Raw genomic sequence first — 23,328 nt, forward strand, 5'->3', positions numbered from 1 at the left:
GGGTCCGGCGCGCCGTAAAACCTGATAGCCCTAATTGACGGGCATTATCCGTGCGAGGTCGCCAAATCTGTGGGGTCAGGCCCCGTGATCAATGGATCCCCAAAGCGTCAATCGCCTTATCAACCACAGAGCTTTGCTGAAGTTTTTCCAAACATTCCTTGATGCGCTGGGACTCGGCCTCGTGGGTGTCGCTCATCTTGTCGATCTTTTCGACGATATGATCGACGCCCGGTTCCCGGATGTCGAAGACGTAATCCTGCTGTTGGAAATGTTCCGCCAGATCGATGTACTTGTTGGCCCATCCCAGGATGATGGCGGGCACGCCACTCCGGTAGGCGAATACGACGGAGTGATAGCGCGACGCCACGACATATTTGAACCGGCTGATGATATCGATCAGCTCCGGGCTGGAATACTCGCCCGAGATGATGCTGACCTTGTCGCGGTTCTTGACCTTGCCCAGAACCGTCTCCACCAGGTGGATATCGGCGGTCGAGGTGTTCAGGATGTAGACCTTTTCCCCCTTGTCGAGCAGCTTATCCAGCGCCTTTGCATAGAGGTCGAAAACCGCATCGGAATTGCCGATCCGAAAGACATTTTCATTGATGATGAAACCGACCGAGCCTTCGCTGGGATATTCGACAGAGGCCGGATCATAGGATTTGAAGATTTCGCTGGCCGTGGGGAACGGTTTTTCCCGAATGACCATGTCTGTTGAAAGTTCGACATTGTCGAGGCCGAGCGAGAGCAGGCATTCGTACCCCTCCTTCTCGCGCGCATAAATCCGCGACGCATAGGACAGCTCTTCCTTCACTTCCTTTAGGAAGTCCGCATCGTCAGGCTCCCCCCAGTCGAAAGGGCCGAAGCTTTGCGGCATCAGGATGACCTTCTTGTTGTACCGCTTCGCGATACGGATGGTCTGAAGCAGCATCCCCCCGCCTTTTTTCGGCCAGCCGGAGCCCAGGGTATAGCCGCTCGCATCAAAGATCGCATCGGCGTCGCGCAGCGCCTCTTCCATCTCGCTGACTGCGCCATTCCACTTGTCGGTCTTGCTGCGCTGGCCGGCCGCGAATGCGAGCACCGGCTCCAGAAGCGGGACCTTGTTCAGGTGATGTTTGAAAACGAGGCGGGTATAATCGTCATAAGGCAGAAGCTTGAACGAATATTGTTCAGGCGCATCGTACTTGTTTGCAAAACCGATGACCTCGCAGCCTGCAAATTTGGCCTTCAATGCGTAACACAACGATAGAAACATGGCCTGGGAGCCTTTGTTTCTCATCTGAATACCGGTAATGATAAATTTCTTCATATCAATCGATGGGCTTAAAGCGTGCCCATCCTTCCCCTTTCTTTCTGTGTCCCCGTAAAGTCAGTTCATGAAATTACGGACTGACCCTGATAATGTCTCACGCGTCTAAATAGATCGGTGCATGTTTCGTCGTTGGTGTAACACTGCCCGGCTTCAGATGCGTCGCTATGGTTGATCGTTATCTTGGGTGTCGGGCCAAGCATCATTGCCCCTTCGTGAAATGTCTTCCAGTTGAAATCCAAGCTGCGTTCGGGCGCAGAAAGATCAATAAAATGATATAGTTTTCAGTAGCGTAGTAAATTTCCGTATGATGGCAAGAAAATTGAGAAGCGATCGGGAATTTCTTTATCTGCGCGAGGGATGATTGCCCATCTGCCTCTCATTCAATGCAACAGATCGAGAAGGTGCGCGGACATGGCAGATTTGGAAGTCCATGGGCATGCATACGCAAGACACGTGAAAAGAAACGAAAACGTCCGGGAATGCGGCGATCCGATTCATCCTTCGATCATACCGTGAAGGTCGCATTTCGCGCGGCCAGCTCCGAAGCATCCATATCGATGACGCCGTGGTCTCTCACAAAGACAGATCCTCAACATCATCCGGAATTTTCGGCTTCATATGCAGGTTGACCGCCTTTGCGAAAAAATAGACGCAGCCGCCGCACCATACGAGATTGACCAGCACGTGCAGCCAGCTTGCCGCGACGATGCCATATAGGCTGACGGCCGGTATCAGGAGGGCGAAGAACAACAAGGATGCGGTGAAGGTCACGCCGAGCAGGGCACCATCTCGCCCGATGCTCAGCAGCGCGGAGTTCAGGATGCCGCCCGTCATGAACAGGGATGCCGCGACGATTTGCAAAAGCACCAGGGGCAGGGCGGCGATGAATTCTTCGCCGAACGCCACGGTGATGAACTGCTCCCCCCAGATCGCGAAGAGGGGGAACAGTATCACCGCGATGATCGCGAAGACCGAACTGAAGCGTAGGACCAGCTTGACGATTTTCATGCCTTCGCCCCGTTCCCAGAACTGGCTCAGCGCAGGGAAGACGACGAATTGCATGGGCCGAGACAGGCGTGTGGCGGCGAGGCCGACGCGCTTGGCGATCTGGTAGAGGCCGATATCCGCATAGCCCACAACGCCACCGAGGATGAAGATATCGAACCGGCGGGTCGAGTTGCGGGCGATAACGTTCATGTTTGAGTTGAAAATGAACGAGAGGATCTTCGGGTTCTCCCGCAAGATCCCCTTGAGCGGAAGGGAGAGAATGGGGCCTGGGACCTCGCGGCGCAGGATAAACCAGGCGACGCAGAACATGACCAGATGCTCGGCGATCGCCGTGAACAGCAACAAATAGAAGAACGCCTCGATGCCCGCGCCGACGTACCAGAGTGCGGCGCTGACCAGGAGACGCAGAACCGCCACGCCCACGAGGACATGGGCGTAGAGATCGAAACGGGATGTCAGCCTGAGCACCGAAATCGAGGTCGCCGAAACGAAGGTGAACATGGCGAAGACGAAGAGCATCATCATGTGACGCTCCGCATCGGAGAAATCGAACCATTGGCTGGCAAGATCGAGCGCTGCGAGCGCGAGGAGTGCGGCCACCGCGGCCCCGAGGACATCCATCACCGTGCCGAACTTGATCAGCCTGCGGAACGCTTCGTCGTCGCCCGCCACGCGGGCGCGATTGCCGTAGCGAATGACGGCCTGGGACGGCTCAAAGCGCAAGACCTGGTCGAGAGTACGCGGGTAGGCCTCGATGACGGCCAGAAGGCCGATGCCGACCGCGCCAATCGCATGGGTCGTGATGGAAAGGGTGGCGAGACCGACGATCACGATGATCACATTGGCGGACAAAAGAACGCCGATATGGGGCAGGAGGCCCTCGAAGGAGTCCCCCAGGCGCGCCAACGCGCTTCGTGATCTGGCTATGCCCACGTATCGTCCCCTTGAATTGGACGCCTCTTGCAAACGTCCGATTTTCCTGACGGTTTGCAGCGCCTCAAAAGCGTGCCGCCGCCCTTAAGTTTCGTTATCCGCCGATGCTCCGGTGCGGAGGGCCTCCCCCATGATCCCTCCGACGACCTTCGCAGCGCAGTTGGGCTTTCAGATCACGGCACCGACCGCGTGCGTCGGCTCAGAGCGGGTTGATCGGCCGATTATACTCCCGAATGACTTCCAGTGGGCGCTTTTGGGAATAGGCGACCATGGCCTCGGGGTCCGGGTAGCCCACGCCCATGAACATGATGGGACGTTCGTAGCCTTCGAGACCCAGAACCTTTTCGGCCATCCTCTCGCGCTTTTCGATATCGGGCCAGTTGAAGATGCAGGAGCTGAGCCCCACGGTCTCAAGCGCGAGAGAAAACGACATCGCCGCGAGCGAGCTGTCGATATAGATCACGTGCCGATCCCGTTCGCAGTAGAAGGCATCGAGCGTGCCCACGACAGCAACGATCACCGGAATATTGTGTTTGAAGCCGGCCGTGCCGCCAGGCAGCGACGCCACCGTCTGAACCATCTCAGGATCGTCGAAGACAAGGAAGCGGTAGGGCTGCCGATTGCAGGCGGTGGGTGACAGGCCGGCCACTGTGAACGCCTTGTCGAGCAATTCGCGCGGCACGGGCTTTTGTTCGTACCACCGGACCGACCGACGCTTTATGGCGAGCCTTTCGAGCTGCTCATATGTGACCGGGTGCTCATCGAGATCGCGATGATAGGGGGTTTTGCTCCGGTCCGTATCGGTTTTGGCCGGGATCGGGCATTTCTCGAACATTTCGCGCGCGCGATCGACAGCCGGTTCCGGTGCCACGATCTCGAAATACTTGCTCAGGACGTCATAGGCCCAGTGCAGCGATACGGCGTTGCTTTCCTGAGACCGCGCAGGCTCGGCCACGAGCTTGCGATAAACGTTGACCGTGGCTACGATGTATTCCTTTGCGAAGACCGCACGTCGCGGCCGCATCATCATGCCCTTTTCCAGCCGGTGCACGTTGCGGCGCAGCAGGAAGATGTTGGCGTCATTTTCCTGAAGATCCGCATGATACTTCGCGAGCCCGAGCAGGACCGCGCGTTCCTCACGCAAAAACTGCCGCGAGAGCAGAGAGTAATACGCAGAGGCAAGCGGCTTGGCTTGCGAGGCAAGCTTGTAGCCGCCCGATTGCACCTTGCGAATACGGTTTTTCTGACTCTCGGGCAATATACTCGTTACTAACGTCTTCATCGCTATCCGGTCTCCGTGAAAACATTACGTGTGGGGATTGCAGCACCGTGCCGGCGACATGGTCCGGACGGAGCTGCCAGCGTTAATGTCGGACCACGATCTTGTTGCGAAGCAGGTCCGCGCCAATGCTGAAAGGTCCTTTTGGTGCATCGGCAAAATGCCTGTTCGAAAGTGGAACGGCCTTCGCCTCTTCCGGGGGCAAATCGTTGCGGCGGGGCGCATTTTCGATCTCGTCGGCGCTCTCGCCATATCCGGGAACGATGTCCTGCAACGTGCGCAGAACCATTGGCCGGTCCTGAAGCCGGGCGAAGGCTTCCAGCCGGTCGGCCCAGCGGCGCAATTCAGCGAGCGACACGCTGGCCGATGCCGCGGAGAGCACACCATCGATCCCACAGGCGGAGCGCGTCTCGAGCTTGTCGAAAAGCTCCTCGAACAGCTTCTCGCCGGGGCGCGTGCCGATGATCTTGATGGCGATGTCGCGCCCAGGCTCCATCCCGGACAGCCGGATCATGCGTTCGGCGAGGTCGATGATCTTGATCGGCTCGCCCATGTCGAGCACGAAGATCGACCCCTTGTCCGTCTGCCGCTCGACGCCGTTTGCGGAGGCCATGAGCGTGAGCTCCACCGCTTCGCGGATCGTCATGAAGAAACGCTCCATACGCGGATCCGTGACCGTCAGGGGCCCCCCGCAGGCGATCTGTTCCTTGAAGAGCGGAATGAGCGAGCCCGACGAGCCCAGAACATTACCGAAGCGCACCGTCATGAAGCGCGTATCGCTCTCGCGGGCTTCGCGGTCGAGGCCTGCGCAGTAAAGCTCGGCCACGCGCTTCGTGGCGCCCATCACGGAACTCGCATTCACGGCCTTGTCGGTCGAGATCTGCACCATCGCCTTGGCATTCACGCGCAGCGCAGCCTCGGCCACATTGCGGGTGCCCACGACATTGGTCAGCACACCCTGGCAGGGGTTCTTCTCGACGATCGGCACATGCTTCAGCGCCGCGGCGTTGAAGACGATATCGGGCTTGTGCTGCTGGAAGAAACGCTCCACGCGTTCCTTGTCGCGGATATCACAAATCTCGGAATGGCGATCCACTTCCGGGAAATAATGGGCGAGGTCCTTCGTCACGGAATACAGGTTGTATTCCGAGTGATCGAGCAGGAGCAGACTCTCGGGACCGTTCGCCGCGATCTGGCGGGCCAGCTCGCTGCCGATGGATCCGCCTGCGCCGGTCACGACCACGCGGGCGCCGGAAATCAGCCTGGCCATCCGGTGATGGTCGCACATGCGGGCAGGGCGTTGCAGCAGATCGTCGGGCGCCACTTCGAGCGTCTTGAGCGGCTGCGCCTCCTCCAATTCGAAGGTTTCGCAAAGCCCGGCGAGTTTCCGAATTGCGATTCCACGGCCCTCGGCCCATTCGACCAGCGATTTGATCGCTTTCTGGTCGAATTGCGACGGGGCTTCCGTCAGCACGATCTGGCGCGGCATTTCCTTGCGGGTGCACCAATCCGCGACCGCGTCGATATCCCGGACAGATCCGACGATCGGGATGTCATGGAAAAACAATCCTTTGGAATCCTCGACCGAGTCGACGATCCCGATGGGGCGGTATTCCGTATCGGAGGTGTTGCGCAACGCGCGCAGATACAGATCGCAGCTTGTCCCGGTGCCCACGAGCAGAAGCGGAATGCGGTTTTCGGTCTGAGCCCGCTTTTCACCATTCAGAACAGTTTCATACCGGCTGCCGATACGACGTGCGAGCCGCGATCCGCTGAGCAGGGGCATCGCGATAAAGAATGCGACAATCAGAGTGCCTAAATGCGGCTGAATGCTTATCATTCCGGACAGAGAGGCGATCGTCATTATCCCGATAACGATAGCGACGCCGGTGAAGGAGCTTAGAGCATCCGGGATTGATGCCGTTTTGGGATGGCGACGATACATGCCGGCCACGGGAAAGATGACCAGGGATGCCGCAGCGCCATATAAAATAAGGCCCGAAAGCGCTTTGTAGCCTGCTTCTCCAACAGGCATCCCGACTTGAAGAAGATATGCCGTGCAAAACGAAATCATCAGCAAAATCTGATCCGACACGGCCAGACGCTTGTGGGATTTCAACTCGCCGAAGATGCGACGGAGATATTGTGCTGTGGGACCGTTTCTCAGACCGGAGACTGCCGGTTCAGATCTTTGGTTCGTCCGGTTTGACCGGTTTCCCCTAATCGAAACAAAGGACATTATAATCTCCCGAAAACAAAAACACTATAAAACACTGAGAGTTAGCAGCACAAAACAACAGGGCCGCTGCCGAATGACAGCGAAAGACGAAAGGTGGTTGCCGCCCGGAGGCGGCAGAATTAATTTCACGCTGCCTTTCGGCACCGATGAAAAGTAGACTTCAATAATGTGGTCGCGCCGCTCCCCCCAGGGCGCAGAAACAACATCTGCATATTTACCCTTCGTTAACCTTTGCGCAAAGAGAATCTGTCGAAATTGCGGCGAGCGGCAACTTTGGGGCGATGTGAAGATTATCCGCACAACCTAGTGTTGTTTATTGCGCGAAAAGACCGCCATTTGAGAGAAAGAGCGTCCGAAAACGCGAATCGCCTGAGGTCTGGAATACCTCCATTAGAGGTCTGAGCATCGAATCGGAATAAATCCAGAAGCATTACGATTGCAGCTATTATGCTGAGATCGAAATAGGATTTTCAACAATCAATCACGGAAACTCGCATTGTCGAGACGGAATGCGGTGCAAGTCGCGTCTTGGGTGTCCGGACCCATGGCCATTCCCTTGATTGCCCCTAAGGCATGCGCAACCTCGGTCTTCGACATCGCGCAACCGGACACCACGGAAAGGTGCGAACTCACTGGTGGTGCGGGCCCGTCGAAGGATCGCTGTCTTCCCTCCGCAGCTGCAATCGAGCCCAGATCGGCAAGTGATCGGACGCAACGCGCGTATGGGCGCCGTGATGCACGCCGGATTCAGCGACGGTCACAAGCGTGCCATGCGCGATCCCGTCGAGCGAGGCCACCGGACGGGCGGCGTGAAAACTGGGGCCGGGCGTCACGAGCTTGAAATCCCGCGCCCAGGGCTCATAGCCGGAGGTATCGGACCATTCATTGAAATCCCCCGCGATCAGCGCACCCGGTGCTGCATCGCCCAGATGCTGACGGATCTGCCGCATCTGTCGACGCCGCCAGCTGCGCAATAGCCCGAGATGGGTGCCGACGACGGTCAATCCCTCGATCCGCGCCATCACCGCGCCGCGTGGCTCAAGCCCCGGCAGGTCGAAATGCTGGGTCTTCTCGACCGAGAGGCCGCGCCGCACGAGGATCGCATTGCCATGCCAGCCCAGGCTGACCTTGTTGCGCGCCAGATCGGCGGGCACGTAATCGGTTTCCTGCGCGATCAGGAAGTGCGGCAAGGCCGAGGGGCGGGCGCCGAGCCGCTTGTCGGCCTCCTGCAGGACGACGATGTCGGCGTCGATCTCGGTCAGGACAGCCAGGATCCGGGCGGGATCGCGTTTCCAGTCGAGTCCCACCGCCTTGCGGATATTGTAGCTGGCCAGCGTCAGTTCGGTCATAGCACCGGCGCCAGGAGCCGCGCGACGGGCGCGCCGATGCGGATATAGAGAGGCTGCTCCGAAAGCGGCGTGTCGACAATCGTGCTGTCGATGAAATCGTCTTTCAGCATCGCCGCGACCTTGGCGGTCAGCGCCCCGTCGAAAACCAGCGCCATCGTCTCGAAGTTCAGCCGAAAGGAGCGATTGTCGAGATTGGCCGAGCCGATCGCCACCATCTCGTCATCCATGACGACGACCTTCTGATGCGTGAAGCCGCGGTCATATTGGTGAATGGTCACGCCCGCCGCGCGCACCTCGTCGAAATAGGCATGCGCGGCAAGCCAGGTGAGGTAGTGATCGACATGGCGGGGCAAAAGCAGCTGCACGTCGCAGCCGCGCAGGGCCGCGGATTTCAGGGCGGAGAGGATCGCCTCGTCTGGGACGAAATAGGGGGAGGCGATCCAGACCCGGGATTGCGCGCGCGACAGCGCGGTAAAGAAGAACATCGCCGCCGTGTCCATCTCGTCGGTGGGACCGGCGGGCAGGATCAGCGCGGGCAGGTCTGCATCGCGCGGCGCGGGCGACCAGTCGAGCACCTCGTCCAGCCGTTCCTGCGTCGCCCAGTGCCAATCCTCGAAGAAGACGGTCTGCAGTTGGGCGACGACCGGGCCCGACAGCGCGATATGCGTGTCGCGCCAATGCCCGCCGGGCGCGTCCTTGCCCATATAAAGGTCCGAGACATTGTGTCCGCCGATGAAGCCCACATTGCCATCGACCACCACGGTCTTGCGGTGATTGCGGAAATTGACCTCGAAGCGCTTGGTGGGACCACGCGCCTTGCGCGGATTGAGGATCGTCACGCCGGCGGCGCGCAACCTCTCGGGATAGGCCGCGGACAGCCCGTAGCTGCCGACACCGTCATACATCACCCGCACCGAGACGCCGCGCTCGGCCGCGGCGATCAGGCGATCCGCCAGCCTGCCGCCCAGATCATCATCGGCAATCGTGTAGAATTGCACGCAGACATAAGACTTCGCTGCGTCGATGGCCTCGAAGATGGCGGCGAAGGTTTCCTCCCCGTCGATCAGAAGCGCCGCATCATTGCCGCCCAGCACCCGCATGCCCGCGAGCTTCTCGAACGGCGCATAAAGCGTGCGGCGATCTTCATCGGGCAGGGGCGTCTCGGTGCGCGCATCGAGATCCTGCGCCAGGGCCCGCGAGGCGCGGCGCGTGCGTTCGTAGCGTTTCAGCTTGTGGCGGCCGAAGACCAGATAGGAGGGCAGGGCGAACCAGGGGGCCGCCAGAAGGAACACGACCCAGGCCGCCGCCCCTTGCGGCGTGCGCGCAGAGACGATCGCCCGCCAGACCGTGTAGATCACGAGGATCGGCGCGAGGAATGCCAGAGCGGCCAGAATATAGGAATCGAAAAAGGTCATGCGCGAAATGTAACGCAGATGCCGGCACTTGCATGGGGAAATGCAGATCAAGCCGCGTGATGGCGCCGATCGGACCGGTCAGGATTTCGGTTTTACCCCTCGCATGTCCACTGTTAGCGTTCACATCAACATTGTCTTGATTTGCGATTGAATGAACGGAGGACGACATGCAGCTGTCACTCTCGCGCGCGGATTTCCCCGACGGCTTCGAGCTTGGCGCGTCCACCGCCGCCTACCAGATCGAAGGCACGGCCGCAGGGGGCACGGGCCCGTCCCATTGGGACAGCTATGCCGCCACCCCGGGGAACGTGGTGCGCGGCGAGGATGGCCGCATCGCCTGTGACCATTACCACCGGTTCGAGGAAGACCTCGATCTGGTGCGGGACGGCAATTTCGACACCTACCGTTTCTCGACCTCCTTCGCGCGGGTGATGCCGGACGGGCGGACGCCCAATGCCGAGGGGCTCGACTTTTATGACAGGCTTGCCGATGCCATTGCGGCGCGGGGCCTCAAGGCCTCGCTCACGCTGTATCACTGGGATCTGCCCTCGGCGCTTGCGGATCAGGGCGGCTGGGCCAACCGGGACGTGGCGGATCGCTTCGCCGATTACACCCGCGTCGTGATGGAGCGGATCGGCGACCGGATGGACAGCGTGGCCACGATCAACGAGCCGTGGTGCGTGGCCTGGCTCAGCCATTTCATGGGGCTTCAGGCGCCTGGCCTGCGGGACATCCGGGCGGCCTCGCGCGCGATGCATCATGTGCTTCTGGCCCATGCCAAATCGCTCGAGGTGATCCGGGAGGTGACGCCTGACCTCAAGGCCGGGATCGTGCTGAATTTCACGCATACCCATGCCGCGAGCGACGCCGAGGCCGACAAGCAGGCCGCGCATACCTTCGACGGGATTCACAATCGCTGGTTCGTCGAGGCTCTGACCAAGGGCCGGTACCCCGAGGATATCGCGAGCGCGCTCGGCCCCCATATGCCCGAGGGATGGCAGAAGGACATGGCCGCGATTTCGGCGCCGATCGACTGGCTTGGCGCCAATTATTACACGCGCACCACGTTGCGCCATGTCGAGGACAGCCTCTGGCCACATCTCGAAGACGTGCCCGGGCCGCTTTCGAAGACCGATATGGGGTGGGAGATCTATCCCGACGGTCTGCGTGCGCTGCTGGTGCGGCTGGCGCGCGATTATACGGGCGACACGCCTCTGGTCGTGACGGAAAACGGCATGGCGGGCGACGATCATCTCGTCGACGGTCAGATCGGTGATCCGGTGCGCGTACAATATTTCGAGGATCATCTGGGCGCCGTCCGCTCCGCGATCGCGGAGGGCGCGCCGGTCACGGGCTATTACGCCTGGTCCTTGATGGACAATTACGAATGGTCCTTCGGCTACGACAAGCGCTTCGGCATCATCTACGTGGATTACGAGACGCAGGCACGCGTGCCGAAAGCATCTTACCACGCGCTGCGGGACGCCTTCGCGCGGGGGTGAGCATCGGCACGCTTTCCGTGCGTCACTCGGCCTGGATCGACTCCAGATATGTGACCAAAGCGGTGATCCGCCCGAAGGCCAGCGCCTGTGCATTCACGTCATGCGGGACGCCCGCAGCGCGGTCGGCCGCGTTCTGGAAATAGCGATAACCCCAGACCGGCATGCCGCGATCGCCATGCGGATTGATCATGTTGCGCCCGTCGATCAATTGCCGGACATCGTCCGCCGGAAAGCTGCCACTGAAACGCGCGCTGAGCGTGGTCAGGTCGGGCGGCTTGTTTGTCAGAACGTCGGCCACGGGTCCGTCGCCCAAGCCCGAGGCCCCGTGGCACGAGGCGCAATGGGCCATGTATTCCGATTGCCCCAGCATGATCTCTGCATCGCGGTCGAGCGCCGTGGCAGGGCCCGCCACGGTCAGACTGGCCAGCGCCATGGCTGCGCTCAGGATCCTGTGCTGGATCGGATGAAATCGGAACGGTCGATGCGTCATGGTTTGGCTCCCCCCTGAAAACGTGCGGTCCGGACGGCGATGCGATTGCCGCGCGTTGTCGTCCGGGCAATTGCCGAGGGGATACCATGCGCGGCGCGGTCTCGGTTGATGCAGGTCAATCGGGGGCGCAGCGTGTGTCCGGTTGAACCTAACGCATCATGCATGACCCCATGTGCGCCCGAGGCCGTGCAATGCTCAATTCTCAGGGGCGGGGAGCGGTGACCGCCCGGATCGCCGCTCCCCGTCTTTGCATCAGGATCCCTTAGAAGATCCCGCCGAGCAGGCCATCCTCCTCCGCATCGTCATCGCAGTCATGGGCCTTGTCGTGGTCTTCCTCGGACGGCTTGGAGGACGATGTGTCGAGCGCCGCCAGCAGCGCCGCCCCATCCAAGGGCGCGGCATCCGCATGACCACCGCCGAGACCAAGGTCCACGAGATTGTCGACGTCGATGCCCTTGTCGCCACCGATGGAGGCCTCTTCGAGTACGTCGATATCGAGACCGTTCTCGTCCGCGTCGACATTCGCGAGGTTGTCGATGTCGATGCCCTTGTCGCCGCCGATGGAGGCCTCTTCGAGTACGTCGATCTCGAGACCATCCTTGCCCCCGTCGACATTCGCGAGGTTGTCGACATCGATGCCCTTGTCGCCACCGGTGGAGGCTTCCTCGAGCACGTCGATATCTAGGCCGTCCTTGCCCGCGTCGACATTCGCGAGGTTGTCTACATCGATGCCCTTGTCGCCGCCGATGGAGGCTTCTTCCAGCACATCGATATCGAGGCCTTTCTTGTCCGCATCGACATTCACGAGATTGTCGATGTCGATACCCTGATCGCCGCCGATGGAGGCCTCTTCGAGCACGTCGATCTCGGCACCGTCCTTGCCCGCGTCGACATTCGCGAGGTTGTCGACATCGATTCCTTGGTCACCGCCGATGGAGGCTTCTTCGAGCACGTCGATGTCGAGGCCTTCCTTGTCCGCGTCGACATTCGCGAGGTTGTCGACGTCGATGCCTTGGTCACCGCCGATGGAGGCTTCTTCGAGCACGTCGATCTCGACACCGTCCTTGCCCGCGTCGACATTCGCGAGGTTGTCGATGTCGACGCCCTGATCGCCGCCGATGGAGGTCTCTTGACCGATATCGAGGCTCAGGCCAGCCCCATCTGACGCATTGTCTGCGCCGGATGTGTCGGACCCCTCCTTGCCTGATTGATCCTGCGAGAAGAGCTCACGGATCTGCGCTTCTTTTTCATTGATCAAGTGTGTAGCGGTGGCGAGGCCACTCTTGACGAAGTTGAACATCGTCGCTTCTCCCTTATTGTTGAACAAAGAGCGCTGACAGCCACGGATATACAGGTCGTCCTGTTTCAAGTTGTTTCGGAAACAGTTCGTTTGATGCTTGTTAACAAATGCGACCTAGATAGATGCAATTTTATATTTGTATTCATTCATGTTCTGAATGATGACCGCGTAGGGCGCACATGGGTTGTACATAAAAAAGTCTGATTTATCGGCGCGCCAAAAATATGCGTCGCGATAAATTGGTGGCGCTAATAAATGAAACTCCTGATTGGTTTGCGGCCTTATTTCAGGCTAAGTTATTTATTGGTCGAAACATAATCCAAAAGTAGTAGATCGAATCCCGTCTCTTACATGGATTCATTCTAAATATCGGATTTTTCGAGTAAAAAATATGTTGGGTGCTTTCTGAGATCCGCTGGCTTCACTTAACACTTTTGCGAGACCGCAAGGCGCTGACCTAGTTTTGCCACATTGTTTTAACATGCAGGTCACCAGCGAGAGTGCGAATAAATGATATAGGGAGGTATGACATGTCATATCCAGATTATCGTTTTAAGCGGTTGCGGTGTTTTTCAAAGTGCGAAAGCGGTTCTGTTACGGTTGAATTCGCTATCATCTTCCCGGCCTTCATCTTTCTGCTGCTGGCGGCGTTCGCGGCCACGCAATATATCTGGACGATCAGTGAGGTTCAGCAGTTCAGCTCGGACCTGGCGCGGCAATCCCTGCGATTCCTGGTGTCTGACCTGGAAGGGGCGGAGCTCTGTGTTGCGTTGCAGCATTCTGCCTTCGAACGCGTATCGGCCGAGTTGATCTTCTTCGATCCGCAACACATCCAGTCGGTGAGCTGCACCTATATCGAGGACCCGGCCGGTCTTCATGTGTCCGTGTCCTATGCCACGAACCATCTGTTCTTCAGCGGATTTCTGGACGCGGTCGGCCTCGACACGGAGCAGACCACGCAAGACGCGGTCTTCCTGCTATGACGGTCATGGCGAGATTTTTCCGACGCGAAGAGGGCGGGATTTCCGTCCTTTCGCTGCTGATGCTGCCGGTGTTCCTGATCGTGCTGGCGCTCGGCCTCGACTTCGTCCTGCTGAACGCGAACCGCAAGCATGTCCAATCCCAGGCGGATCTGGCCGCGATCAGCGGGGCGCTCAACCTCGAAAGCCGTGCGGAGAGCATGGAGGCGATCCGCGCCTCCGTCGCCGTCAACGACTTCTTCGAAGCGGGCAGGGTGCATGACGACGATATCGCTTTCGGCACATTCGCGACATCAGGGTCCTTCACCCCGCTGAGCGACGCGGTGATCGATCATTCGCCTCATCTCGTCGAGGGGGTGCGGGTGGATGTGACCGGCGACGCGCCATTTTCCCTGCTGAGTCGCTATCTCGACGTGGACGGTTTCGCATTTTCGCGGTCCGCCACGGCGATACGACAGCCGCGGGTCTCCTTCGCCCTGTCGAATTGCCTGCTGTCGCTGGAATTGTACAAGCAGGCCCTCGCAGGGATTGCAGGACTTGATACGGACGTTTTGTGCTCCGGTGAGGGCGTGCGCGTGAATGCGGTTGAGCTGTTTTCGGCGCTTGCGGTCGAGGGCGATGCCCTGAACTATTCGAGCACCTATGGCGACGTGCTGGATGCGGAGTTCGAGGTTTCGGAGCTGTTGAGCGCGGTTCTCGGGCGATCTGTGCCGCCGATTGGCGACACCCTGCGCCTGGGCGACATGATTTACATGCCGAGTGATCTGCGACGACTGACGATTGGCAGCCCCATCGACGGGATCGAGATCTCTGCCGCCGATCTGGTGTTCGGCGCGGTCGAGCTTTTGGGGGACCGGCTGCTCGATGCGGCGCTCGAGATCGATCTTGAGCCGCAGGGGCGGGTCTCGGCGCATCTGCATGTCGGTGAGCCACGCAAAATCGTGGTGGGCGCGAGGCCCGGCGATCCAAACGCGCGCGCGCGCACCTCGCAGATCAGCCTCTTGATTGAAGGCTCGGACCTCTTGTCGTTGACCGGGCTCAAACTGAAGGTCGAAATTGCCAGCGCCGAGGCGCAGCTGGCCGCCAAAAGCGAGGTCTGCTCACGCGACACGAACCGGATCGCGGTGCATTTCGACCCTGTCCAAGTGGATTTGGTCGATATCGGTGTGAGCCTCTCGACGCCGCTTCTGCCGATCTCCGTTACGGATCTGACCGCCTATGTCCCGTTGCTCGGTCGGGAGCGAAAGGAGGCCTTGCGCTTCTCCCAAGACGAGATCGACCGGGGAGCGCGCAAAGAGGTCGCGTATATGCGGGTGAACGACCTGCAGAAACTGAAGAAGGAGCTGGAGGAGAGCCTGTCTGCCATATTGCAGCAGGAATTGCTGACCTCCGGGCTGTTCTCGGGCAGCACGCCGGTCTCGTTCTTCAAGAAGCGCGAAAACAGCGAAAAGGAGATCCTCTCCCGGTCGCTGCTGAACCTGGCGCTTGTGCCATCCTATCTCGAGGTGCTGAATATCGACTGCGATGTTCAACTCGTGGAGTAATTGGGCACTGACAACCGGCGCGTCGGTTTCGCATATGCGACGGCCGTAGATTGGCTCTTGACGGCTTGAGCTATCACACGCACCCGGCCTCGGCCCTCGCGCTTGGCCCGTTGCGCGCGCCTGCGTGATTGCTAGGGATGTTTGCAGAGCCCAGCGCGAGGGGATCCGTGATCGAGCACAACTCTTGAGAGACGATCCACGCTCACTGGAGGTGCGACGGATTACCCATCCTCGAAAACCACTTCCACATGCTCAACAGACGTCGCCTGAGCGCCTGACCGGCGCGCATTCGACGCGAAGTCCATACATCTATTGAGTGAAATGGCGGAGAGACAGGGATTCGAACCCTGGGACCCCGTGAAGGGTCAACGGTTTTCGAGACCGCCCCGTTCGACCACTCCGGCACCTCTCCGCGGGGGTCTGGTGCGGCCCAATACCCAAGGCCGGGGGCGCTTGCAACCCGGAGTGCGATGAATTTTGCGATGCAACGCTCGAATGGTTGGAAACGGGGCGGGCGGCACGTATCTGTTGAGGCAGACCAAGCAAGGAGCGACTGGCATGTTCATGCGACATTTCGTGGGTGGGATCGGGCTCGCAATCGGCACGCTGGCCGCCCCGGCGCAGGCGCAGTCCGAGGATCTGGATGCCTTGATCGCGTTTTTGCGGATCGACGACACGGTCGAGATCATGCGCGCCGAAGGGCAGGAATATGCCAACGAGCTTGCGGTCGACATGCTGGGCGGCGTCAACGCAAGCTGGCAGGCGACGGTCGACGCGATCTACGATGCGGGCACGATGGAAAGCAGCGTCACCAGAGGCTTCCGCGAGGCCATCGATCCCGAGGCCGTGGGCCCTCTGCTCGCGTTCTTCGAAAGCGATCTCGGCCGGGAGGTGGTGGCGCTGGAGATCGGCGCGCGGGAGGCGCTGCTCGACGAGGCCATTGAAGAGGCCGCCCGCGCGGAATACCGCGAACTGACCGGCACCGGCGATCCCAAGCTGCAACTGACCGGCGATCCCAAGCTGCAACTGATCGAGCGGTTCATCGATGCCAATGACCTGATCGAGCAGAACGTGACCGGGGCGCTCAACGCCTCTTACGCGTTCTATTCGGGCCTGTCGGAAGGCGGCGCGCTGCAGTTGAGCGAGGAAGAGATGCTCGATGATATCTGGAGCCAGGAAGAGGCCACCCGGAGTGACACGGAAGAATGGGTCTGGGGCTACCTGATGATGGCCTACGGGCCGCTCTCCGAGGACGAGCTTTCCGAATACGTGGCGCTGTCGGAAAGTGCGGCGGGCGAGGCGCTGAACAAGGCGCTCTTTGCGGGCTTCAACGCCATGTATGACGAGATTTCCTACGCGATGGGTCTCGGTGCCGCGGTGGAGATGGCAGGGACCGACCTCTAGTCTCGGTTTAGGGCCGGATTCGGGCGGTTTTCCCCGGTCGCGGCGCTTGACAGGGGCGCGGATGCTGCGCATAAGCGCTGCTCTGACAGGTGGGGCTTTGCGCCCCGCTTGTCGTTTTGAATTCATGACGCCCGATCGGGCGCGCTGTTCGAGGCGGGGATGGTCCCCGAAATTCCGCCACAGGGCGGGGCCACAGGACGCGGAAGCAAAAGGAAGACGCGCATGTTCGCGGTAATGAAGACCGGCGGCAAGCAATACAAGGTTCAGGCGGGCGATACGCTCCGCGTGGAAAAGCTTGCGGCTGATGCTGGTGAAAAAGTCCAGTTCAACGAGATTCTGATGCTGGGTGGCGACAGCACCACGGTTGGCGCGCCGTTCGTCGATGGCGCGGCCGTGCAGGCCGAGATCGTCGACCAGGTCAAGGGTGACAAGGTCATCCACTTCGTGAAGCGTCGCCGGAAGCACTCCTCGCAGCGCACGAAGGGCCACCGTCAGCAGCTGACGATGATCCGCGTGACCGACATCCTGGCCTCCGGCGCGGATGCATCCGGTGTGAAGGCCGCGATCGGCGCGGGCGTTCTGCCCCGCGGCCTCGGCGAAGAGAAGTACGTCGCCAACCGTGCCGAGCAGTCGGACATGAAGGCGCGCGTGAAGAACGACGAAGCGCAGGAAAAGCCCGCCGCAGAGGCAGGCGTGTCCGAGGGCGCGAAGGACGACCTCAAGCAGCTTTCGGGTGTGGGCCCGGCGCTTGAGAAGAAGCTGAACGAGGCTGGCGTCACAAGCTTTGCGCAGATCGCCGCATGGACCGAAGCCGACGTCGAGGAATTCGGCGAGAAGCTGTCGTTCAAGGGCCGCATCGAGCGTGAAGGCTGGATCGATCAGGCCAAAGAGCTGTCGAAGAAGTAAGGAGAGACACCCATGGCACATAAAAAAGCAGGCGGTTCCTCCCGCAACGGTCGCGACTCTGCCGGACGCCGTCTTGGCGTCAAGCTTTACGGCGGTCAGCGCGCGATCCCCGGCAACATCATCGTGCGTCAGCGCGGCACCAAGTTCTATCCCGGCGAAGGCGTCGGCATGGGCAAGGACCACACGCTGTTCGCGACGGGCGAAGGCTCCGTGACGTTCCGCAAGGGCCTCAAGGGTCGTACCTTCGTGTCGGTCCTGCCAGTGGCCGAGGCCGCAGAGTAAGCACCGCCGCGTATCGGACACCATTCAGGGGATCGGCGGCACGCCGGTCCCCTTTGTCATTCCGACCCCGCGCCGCGCGGTGTGCCGCGTTCGAAGTCATTAAACTTCGTGCTGTCACATGCATTCCGCGATCCCGCGTCATACATGACATTACAGGGCTGACCGAACCGGGGAGGGGGCGGTGCAGTTCGATCCCAGGAGGAGACCCGTCATGAGCCTTGACCAGACCAGCCTTCAGCCGACGATTCCGGCCGACAGGTTCGAACTGCGCCCCTTGCGCGTTTCGGATCAGGGCCTGATCGCGCATTACGCGGGCGACAAGCGGGTGGCCTGCATGACAGGGGCGATCCCGCATCCCTATCCGCCAGGCGCGGCCGAGGCCTATGTGGCCCGTGCCCATGCCCCTGACCGGCAAGAGGATATCTGGGCCATCGACGGACAGCGCGCAGGCGCGCCCGAGCTGATGGGGGTGATCGCCTTGAAGCGCATGGATCGCAACCAGTCCGAGATCGGCTATTGGGTGGCGCCCGCTTTCTGGAATACCGGGCTCGCCTCAGACGCCGTGCGGGCATTGGTGGAGGCGAACCCGATGAACAACGCCACCATGTTCGCCGCCGTCTTTCAGGACAATGCCGCCTCCGCGCGGGTTCTGGTCAATTCCGGCTTCGATTACATCGGCGATGCGGAACAGTTCTGCATTGCGCGCCAGGCGAATATCCCGACCTGGACCTATCTGAAACAACTCAGCTGAGACGGGCAGGATCGCCGCGGGCCTTGAGCGCGCGCGGCAATCCGATTATCGCCTCAGCCATCCATTCCGCGAGGCGCGACCCATGAAATTCCTCGACCTCTGCAAGGTCTATATCCGCTCCGGCTCGGGCGGGTCGGGTGCGGCCAGCTTCCGGCGCGAGAAATACATCGAATATGGCGGCCCCGATGGCGGCGATGGCGGCAGCGGCGGCTCCGTGATCGTCGAGGCGGTGGACGGTCTCAACACGCTGATCGATTTCCGCTACCAGCAGCATTTCTTTGCCGAGAACGGGCAGGGTGGCATGGGCCGTCAGCGCACCGGCCGCGACGGCAAGGATATCGTTCTGCGCGTGCCGGTGGGCACGGAGATCCTCGACGAGGATCAGGAAACCGTGCTGGCCGACATGACCGAGCTTGGCCAGAAGGTGACGCTTGCCAAGGGCGGCAATGGCGGCTGGGGCAACGTGCACTTCAAGACCTCGACCAACCAGGCGCCGCGCCGGGCCAATCCCGGACAGCCGGGCATCGACCGGACCATCTGGCTCAGGCTGAAACTCATCGCGGATGTGGGGCTTCTGGGTCTGCCAAATGCCGGGAAATCCACCTTCCTTGCGGCGACATCGAATGCGCGGCCCAAGATCGCCGATTATCCTTTCACGACGCTGCACCCCAATCTTGGCGTTGTCGGCGTCGATGATGTGGAATTCGTCGTGGCCGATATTCCCGGTCTCATCGAAGGCGCGCATGAGGGTCGTGGCCTGGGCGATCTGTTCCTCGGCCATGTGGAGCGCTGCGCGGCGCTTCTGCACCTTGTGGACGGCACTTCGGGCACGCTTCTCGAGGATTACAAGACCATCATCGACGAGATCGAGGCCTATGGCGCGGGCCTTGCGGACAAGCCACGGATCACGGTGCTGAACAAGATCGACGCGCTCGATGACGAGCTGATCAAGTTCCTGCGCGAGGAGCTGGAAGAGGTCGCGGGGGCCCGTGTCTTCACCATGTCGGGCATCTCTGGCGATGGCGTCACGCACGTGCTGCGGGCCCTGCGCGCCGAGATCGAGGACGAGCGTCTGCGCCGCCGCAAGGAAGAAAACGCGGAGGCCGATGCCGACGAGGAGAGCGGCGGATGGCAACCCTGAACGCGGCGCGCAGGCTGGTCGTCAAGATCGGCTCCGCGCTGCTGGTGGATCGGCAGACCGGCGCGCTCCGCAGCGACTGGCTCCGCGCCATGGCGGAAGATGTGGCCCGGATTCGTGCGCGCGGCACTGATGTGGTGCTGGTGTCCTCGGGCTCCATCGCGCTGGGGCGCGGCGTGTTGGGTCTGCCCGCCACGGACCTCGCGCTCGAGCAAAGCCAGGCGGCGGCTGCCGTGGGGCAGATCCGGCTGGCTCGCGCCTGGGAAGAGGCGCTGACGCCGCATGGCATCACCACGGCGCAAGTGCTCGTCACGCTGGAGGATTCCGCGGATCGGCGGCGGTATCTGAATTCGCGCGCGACGATGGAGGCGCTTCTGGGCCATGGCGTGGTGCCCATCGTGAATGAAAACGACACGGTCGCCACGGACGAGATCCGCTACGGCGACAATGACCGTCTCGCCGCGCAGGTTGCGGTCACGGCAGGGGCGGACGTGCTGGTTCTCTTGTCGGATGTGGACGGGTTCTATTCCGGCAACCCCGCGACGGACCCGGCGGCTACCCGATACGACGAGATCACCGCGATCACGCCCGAGATCGAGGCGATGGCCGGGGATGCGGGTTCGGGCCTTTCGAAGGGTGGCATGAAGACCAAGCTCATGGCGGCCAAGACCGCCACCGCGGCGGGTTGCGCCATGGCGATCACCGAAGGCTCGGCGCTGCACCCGCTGAAAGCACTTGAGGGCGGGGCCGCGGCCACATGGTTCACACCGCAGGGCGATCCGCATACAGCGCGCAAACGCTGGATTGCCGCGATGAAGCCGCGTGGAGTGCTGACGCTCGATGCGGGGGCGGTGGCTGCCTTGCAGGCAGGCCGGTCGCTGCTGCCCGCGGGCATCCGGTCTGTCGAAGGCACGTTCGGGCGCGGCGATCCGGTGATGATCCGCGGCGCGGACGGGTCCGCCCTGGGCCAGGGGCTGGCGCGCTACACCGCTGCCGAGGCGCGCGCGATCCGGGGGCACAAATCAGCCGAGATCGAGACGATCTTGGGCTATCCCGGGCGCGCGGTTCTTGTACATCGCGACGACATGGCGCTCTGATCCGTGCTAGGATCGAGCAGGTTTTACGGGCCGGAGGGCGAGTGAGATGAAAGATCAGGACAACATCACGGCGCTGATGGATGATATCGGGGCACGCGCCAAGCGCGCCGCGTCGGAGTTGGCCTTTGCAGCACCGGAGACCAAGACCCGCGCCCTCGAAGCGGCGGCGGATGCGATGGGCGCGCATTTGACCGAAATCCTCGCGGCCAACGAGAAAGATCTCGAATATGGCCGCGAAAAGGGCCTGAGCGACGCGATGATGGATCGCCTGAAGCTCGATCCGTCCCGCGTGGCGGCGATGGCGAAGGCCTTGCGCGACATCGCGGCGCTGCCTGATCCCGTGGGCTCGGTCATCTCCGAATGGGACCGGCCGTCGGGGTTGCACATCCGGCGCGTGCGCACGCCCCTCGGCGTGATTGGCGTTATTTATGAAAGCCGTCCCAACGTGACCGCCGATGCCGGTGCGCTATGCCTGAAGGCGGGCAATGCTGTGATCCTGCGCGGCGGCTCGGAAAGCTTCCATTCCTCCGCCGCGATCCATGCCTGCCTTGTGGAAGGCCTGCGCGCCGCAGGTCTGCCGGAGGATGCGATCCAGCGGGTGCCCACGCGGGATCGCGACGCGGTGAGCCACCTTCTGGGCATGACGGATCATGTCGACGTGATCGTGCCGCGCGGGGGCAAGGGGCTCGTGGGCCTCGTCCAGCGCGAAGCACGGGTCCCGGTCTTTGCCCATCTCGAGGGCATCGTGCACATCTATATCGACAAGGCCGCGGACCCGCAGATGGTGCTCGACGTGGTGATGAACGCCAAGACGCGCCGCACCGGGATTTGCGGCGCGGCGGAATGCCTGCTGATCCATGAAGACGTGGTCGACACGATCGGGCAGGGCGTGATCCGCGCGCTGATCGATGGCGGTGTCGAGGTGCGCGGCGATGCGCGCCTGGCCAAAATTCCCGGTGTGAAACCCGCCTGTGACGCCGATTGGGGCTGCGAATATCTCGACATGATCATCGCGGCGAAGGTCGTGCCCGATGTGGACGGCGCCATCGCGCATATCGGGCAGCATTCGTCGTCGCATACCGAGTGCATCCTGACCGAAGATGCCGAGACGGCAGCGCGGTTCTTTGCCCGGGTCGATTCCGCGATCGTCATGCACAACGCCTCGACGCAATTCGCCGATGGGGGCGAGTTCGGCATGGGCGCGGAAATCGGGATCGCCACGGGCAAGATGCATGCGCGCGGACCGGTGGGCGTCGAGCAGCTGACGAGCTTCAAGTATCTCGTGACCGGAAACGGGACGACGCGCGGCTGAGCGGTCGGGGCGACGCCGGGCGTCGTCCCTGCGCCAAAGGGTCGGCTTCGATCAGGGCGGGTGTCGCAGGGGATCGTTTGAACGAGCTGAGCGGGTTGCACGGGCCGCACGTCTCGCAATGGTGCGACGTGGCGCGGTGATTTAGCTGCGTGACTCGGTTGGGCGGCCCTTGTTCGCGCCGGGACTTTGCCTATTCAGCGCGTCGGCGTGACGGCCTCAGATTGTCAGCGTCAGCCGAGTCTCGCCATGGGCGACCGATATCGCGCGGCCGAGCTCGGCGGCAATCATCGGCAGCAGCACGAATTGCACATGCGCCGCCGCGGGGGGCGTTGCCATGGGCGTACCGGTCAGCGCGGACCAGAGCTTCGGATCGACCGACAGATGATCCGCCTCCACCTGCAACTGCCAATGCCCACCGCCGTGAGTGATGACGATTGCGCCTCCGCGCGGTAACGCCGTCTCCAGGCACAGATATGCCAAGAGAGCGATCTGTAATTCACGGCGCGGGACATCCGAGGTCACGCGCCAATCGGGGTTCTGGCGCGCATCCCGGCTATATTCCGCCAGGATCGACCGGGCTTCTGACGCGGCGACCATCTGTTCGGACGTGACCTGAGAGCCGAAGGCTACGCGGAAGAACCGGATACGGGCCTGGGCTGCCCGACAGGATTCCGAGACAAGCGCGAGTTCGGGGCTGTCTGCGCTGCCCGGACCCATGCTCATCAACTCGATGCCGTTGCCGATCGCGCCGATAGGTGAAATGAGGTCATGGCAGATGCGCGAGCCTATCAGCGCCGCCAACTCTGCGTTACCGTGCTGGGGAACCACTATATCATGCATGAGGCCGACCGATGTCCGAGGATCTGAACGCGATGCTGGAGCCGGGCATGCTGGTCGAGCATCCCGACCGGCCCGATTGGGGACGGGGACAGGTGCAGTCCAACATAAACGGGCGCATCACGGTGAACTTCAGGGATGAGGGCAAGGTTGTCATCGATGGGTCCCGCGTGTTCCTGATTCCTGTCTTCGGAGAAGGCTAGAGCCGATTGCTTAGCAGAACCTTAACACGGGATCGCCGTGCCGTTGC

20 protein-coding genes and 1 tRNA gene are annotated in these 23,328 nt (G+C 61.3%); 11 read left to right on the forward strand and 10 right to left on the reverse strand.

Annotation, left to right across the window (positions count from 1 at the left end):
* Positions 1-88 precede the first annotated feature (88 nt).
* From FIV09_RS06295 to cls, 6 genes are all read right to left on the reverse strand, one after another.
* Entirely contained in the window at positions 89-1,309 is a 1,221-nt protein-coding gene (locus FIV09_RS06295; protein WP_152449195.1) for a polysaccharide pyruvyl transferase family protein, read from the reverse strand.
* A 576-nt stretch (positions 1,310-1,885) separates the two neighbouring features.
* The gene (locus FIV09_RS06300; protein ID WP_152449196.1) at positions 1,886-3,226 is read right to left on the reverse strand and encodes a lipopolysaccharide biosynthesis protein; all 1,341 of its coding nucleotides are present in this window, start codon (positions 3,224-3,226) and stop codon (positions 1,886-1,888) included.
* Positions 3,227-3,452: 226 nt separating this feature from the next.
* Positions 3,453-4,535, reverse strand: coding sequence for a nitroreductase family protein (locus FIV09_RS06305; RefSeq protein WP_152449197.1), 1,083 nt, complete (start codon positions 4,533-4,535; stop codon positions 3,453-3,455).
* A gap of 82 nt (positions 4,536-4,617) precedes the next feature.
* Positions 4,618-6,771, reverse strand: a complete 2,154-nt coding sequence (locus tag FIV09_RS06310) for a nucleoside-diphosphate sugar epimerase/dehydratase (protein WP_152449198.1) — start codon at positions 6,769-6,771, stop codon at positions 4,618-4,620.
* A gap of 629 nt (positions 6,772-7,400) precedes the next feature.
* The gene (locus FIV09_RS06315; RefSeq protein ID WP_172975637.1) at positions 7,401-8,120 is read right to left on the reverse strand and encodes an endonuclease/exonuclease/phosphatase family protein; all 720 of its coding nucleotides are present in this window, start codon (positions 8,118-8,120) and stop codon (positions 7,401-7,403) included.
* A complete protein-coding gene (gene cls, locus FIV09_RS06320; protein ID WP_152449199.1) occupies positions 8,117-9,535 on the reverse strand; it encodes a cardiolipin synthase in 1,419 nt (472 codons plus the stop codon). Before cls ends, FIV09_RS06315 begins: the two co-directional genes overlap by 4 nt.
* Before the next feature lie 173 nt (positions 9,536-9,708).
* Between cls and FIV09_RS06325 the strand changes: the two genes are divergently transcribed.
* On the forward strand, positions 9,709-11,037 hold the full coding sequence (locus FIV09_RS06325) for a GH1 family beta-glucosidase (RefSeq protein ID WP_172975770.1): 1,329 nt from the start codon (positions 9,709-9,711) through the stop codon (positions 11,035-11,037).
* A 22-nt stretch (positions 11,038-11,059) separates the two neighbouring features.
* On the opposite strand, the gene FIV09_RS06330 is transcribed toward FIV09_RS06325, so the two are convergent.
* The gene (locus tag FIV09_RS06330) at positions 11,060-11,527 is read right to left on the reverse strand and encodes a cytochrome c (RefSeq protein ID WP_152449201.1); all 468 of its coding nucleotides are present in this window, start codon (positions 11,525-11,527) and stop codon (positions 11,060-11,062) included.
* A gap of 262 nt (positions 11,528-11,789) precedes the next feature.
* Positions 11,790-12,827, reverse strand: coding sequence for a hypothetical protein (locus FIV09_RS06335; protein WP_152455258.1), 1,038 nt, complete (start codon positions 12,825-12,827; stop codon positions 11,790-11,792).
* 530 nt (positions 12,828-13,357) lie between these two features.
* Between FIV09_RS06335 and FIV09_RS06340 the strand changes: the two genes are divergently transcribed.
* Positions 13,358-13,810 carry a TadE/TadG family type IV pilus assembly protein gene (locus tag FIV09_RS06340; protein WP_152449203.1) on the forward strand — a complete coding sequence of 151 codons (453 nt, stop codon included), beginning with the start codon at positions 13,358-13,360 and terminating at the stop codon, positions 13,808-13,810.
* Positions 13,811-13,815: 5 nt separating this feature from the next.
* Entirely contained in the window at positions 13,816-15,351 is a 1,536-nt protein-coding gene (locus tag FIV09_RS06345; protein ID WP_172975638.1) for a pilus assembly protein TadG-related protein, read from the forward strand.
* Between the two features lie 322 nt (positions 15,352-15,673).
* On the opposite strand, the gene FIV09_RS06350 is transcribed toward FIV09_RS06345, so the two are convergent.
* Positions 15,674-15,763 (reverse strand) — tRNA-Ser (locus FIV09_RS06350).
* A 146-nt stretch (positions 15,764-15,909) separates the two neighbouring features.
* Between FIV09_RS06350 and FIV09_RS06355 the strand changes: the two genes are divergently transcribed.
* The 7 genes from FIV09_RS06355 (at position 15,910) to FIV09_RS06385 (ending at position 22,241) form a co-directional block, all read left to right on the forward strand.
* Positions 15,910-16,755, forward strand: coding sequence for a DUF2059 domain-containing protein (locus tag FIV09_RS06355; protein WP_152449205.1), 846 nt, complete (start codon positions 15,910-15,912; stop codon positions 16,753-16,755).
* Between the two features lie 222 nt (positions 16,756-16,977).
* A complete protein-coding gene (locus FIV09_RS06360; RefSeq protein ID WP_152449206.1) occupies positions 16,978-17,661 on the forward strand; it encodes a 50S ribosomal protein L21 in 684 nt (227 codons plus the stop codon).
* A gap of 12 nt (positions 17,662-17,673) precedes the next feature.
* Complete coding sequence (rpmA, locus tag FIV09_RS06365; RefSeq protein WP_152449207.1) at positions 17,674-17,943, forward strand: 50S ribosomal protein L27; 270 nt, start codon at positions 17,674-17,676, stop codon at positions 17,941-17,943.
* Between the two features lie 211 nt (positions 17,944-18,154).
* Entirely contained in the window at positions 18,155-18,694 is a 540-nt protein-coding gene (locus FIV09_RS06370; RefSeq protein WP_152449208.1) for a GNAT family N-acetyltransferase, read from the forward strand.
* An 82-nt stretch (positions 18,695-18,776) separates the two neighbouring features.
* Positions 18,777-19,835 carry a GTPase ObgE gene (obgE, locus tag FIV09_RS06375; protein ID WP_152449209.1) on the forward strand — a complete coding sequence of 353 codons (1,059 nt, stop codon included), beginning with the start codon at positions 18,777-18,779 and terminating at the stop codon, positions 19,833-19,835.
* Complete coding sequence (proB, locus tag FIV09_RS06380) at positions 19,823-20,929, forward strand: glutamate 5-kinase (RefSeq protein ID WP_152449210.1); 1,107 nt, start codon at positions 19,823-19,825, stop codon at positions 20,927-20,929. The genes obgE and proB overlap by 13 nt, the downstream gene beginning before the upstream one ends.
* A gap of 46 nt (positions 20,930-20,975) precedes the next feature.
* On the forward strand, positions 20,976-22,241 hold the full coding sequence (locus tag FIV09_RS06385; RefSeq protein WP_152449211.1) for a glutamate-5-semialdehyde dehydrogenase: 1,266 nt from the start codon (positions 20,976-20,978) through the stop codon (positions 22,239-22,241).
* A 216-nt stretch (positions 22,242-22,457) separates the two neighbouring features.
* Here FIV09_RS06385 and FIV09_RS06390 read toward each other — a convergent pair whose 3' ends face one another.
* Positions 22,458-23,081 carry a histidine phosphotransferase family protein gene (locus tag FIV09_RS06390; protein ID WP_152449212.1) on the reverse strand — a complete coding sequence of 208 codons (624 nt, stop codon included), beginning with the start codon at positions 23,079-23,081 and terminating at the stop codon, positions 22,458-22,460.
* An 11-nt stretch (positions 23,082-23,092) separates the two neighbouring features.
* Here FIV09_RS06390 and FIV09_RS06395 point away from each other — a divergent pair, with 11 nt between their 5' ends.
* Positions 23,093-23,281, forward strand: a complete 189-nt coding sequence (locus tag FIV09_RS06395; protein ID WP_152449213.1) for a DUF3553 domain-containing protein — start codon at positions 23,093-23,095, stop codon at positions 23,279-23,281.
* Positions 23,282-23,328: the final 47 nt, after the last annotated feature.

This window comes from Roseivivax sp. THAF197b (assembly GCF_009363255.1).
GTDB lineage: Bacteria > Pseudomonadota > Alphaproteobacteria > Rhodobacterales > Rhodobacteraceae > Roseivivax.

Bases quoted from the DNA above. Each gene is read 5' to 3' on its own strand.
- FIV09_RS06295 (WP_152449195.1), bottom strand. From the start codon at position 1,309: ATGAAGAAATTTATCATTACCGGTATTCAGATGAGAAACAAAGGCTCC.
- FIV09_RS06305 (WP_152449197.1), bottom strand. From the start codon at position 4,535: ATGAAGACGTTAGTAACGAGTATATTGCCCGAGAGTCAGAAAAACCGT.
- FIV09_RS06310 (WP_152449198.1), bottom strand. From the start codon at position 6,771: ATGTCCTTTGTTTCGATTAGGGGAAACCGGTCAAACCGGACGAACCAA.
- FIV09_RS06315 (WP_172975637.1), bottom strand. From the start codon at position 8,120: ATGACCGAACTGACGCTGGCCAGCTACAATATCCGCAAGGCGGTGGGA.
- cls (WP_152449199.1), bottom strand. From the start codon at position 9,535: ATGACCTTTTTCGATTCCTATATTCTGGCCGCTCTGGCATTCCTCGCG.
- FIV09_RS06330 (WP_152449201.1), bottom strand. From the start codon at position 11,527: ATGACGCATCGACCGTTCCGATTTCATCCGATCCAGCACAGGATCCTG.
- FIV09_RS06335 (WP_152455258.1), bottom strand. From the start codon at position 12,827: ATGTTCAACTTCGTCAAGAGTGGCCTCGCCACCGCTACACACTTGATC.
- FIV09_RS06340 (WP_152449203.1), top strand. From the start codon at position 13,358: ATGTCATATCCAGATTATCGTTTTAAGCGGTTGCGGTGTTTTTCAAAG.
- FIV09_RS06345 (WP_172975638.1), top strand. From the start codon at position 13,816: ATGGCGAGATTTTTCCGACGCGAAGAGGGCGGGATTTCCGTCCTTTCG.
- FIV09_RS06355 (WP_152449205.1), top strand. From the start codon at position 15,910: ATGTTCATGCGACATTTCGTGGGTGGGATCGGGCTCGCAATCGGCACG.
- FIV09_RS06360 (WP_152449206.1), top strand. From the start codon at position 16,978: ATGTTCGCGGTAATGAAGACCGGCGGCAAGCAATACAAGGTTCAGGCG.
- rpmA (WP_152449207.1), top strand. From the start codon at position 17,674: ATGGCACATAAAAAAGCAGGCGGTTCCTCCCGCAACGGTCGCGACTCT.
- FIV09_RS06370 (WP_152449208.1), top strand. From the start codon at position 18,155: ATGAGCCTTGACCAGACCAGCCTTCAGCCGACGATTCCGGCCGACAGG.
- obgE (WP_152449209.1), top strand. From the start codon at position 18,777: ATGAAATTCCTCGACCTCTGCAAGGTCTATATCCGCTCCGGCTCGGGC.
- proB (WP_152449210.1), top strand. From the start codon at position 19,823: ATGGCAACCCTGAACGCGGCGCGCAGGCTGGTCGTCAAGATCGGCTCC.
- FIV09_RS06385 (WP_152449211.1), top strand. From the start codon at position 20,976: ATGAAAGATCAGGACAACATCACGGCGCTGATGGATGATATCGGGGCA.
- FIV09_RS06390 (WP_152449212.1), bottom strand. From the start codon at position 23,081: ATGCATGATATAGTGGTTCCCCAGCACGGTAACGCAGAGTTGGCGGCG.
- FIV09_RS06395 (WP_152449213.1), top strand. From the start codon at position 23,093: ATGTCCGAGGATCTGAACGCGATGCTGGAGCCGGGCATGCTGGTCGAG.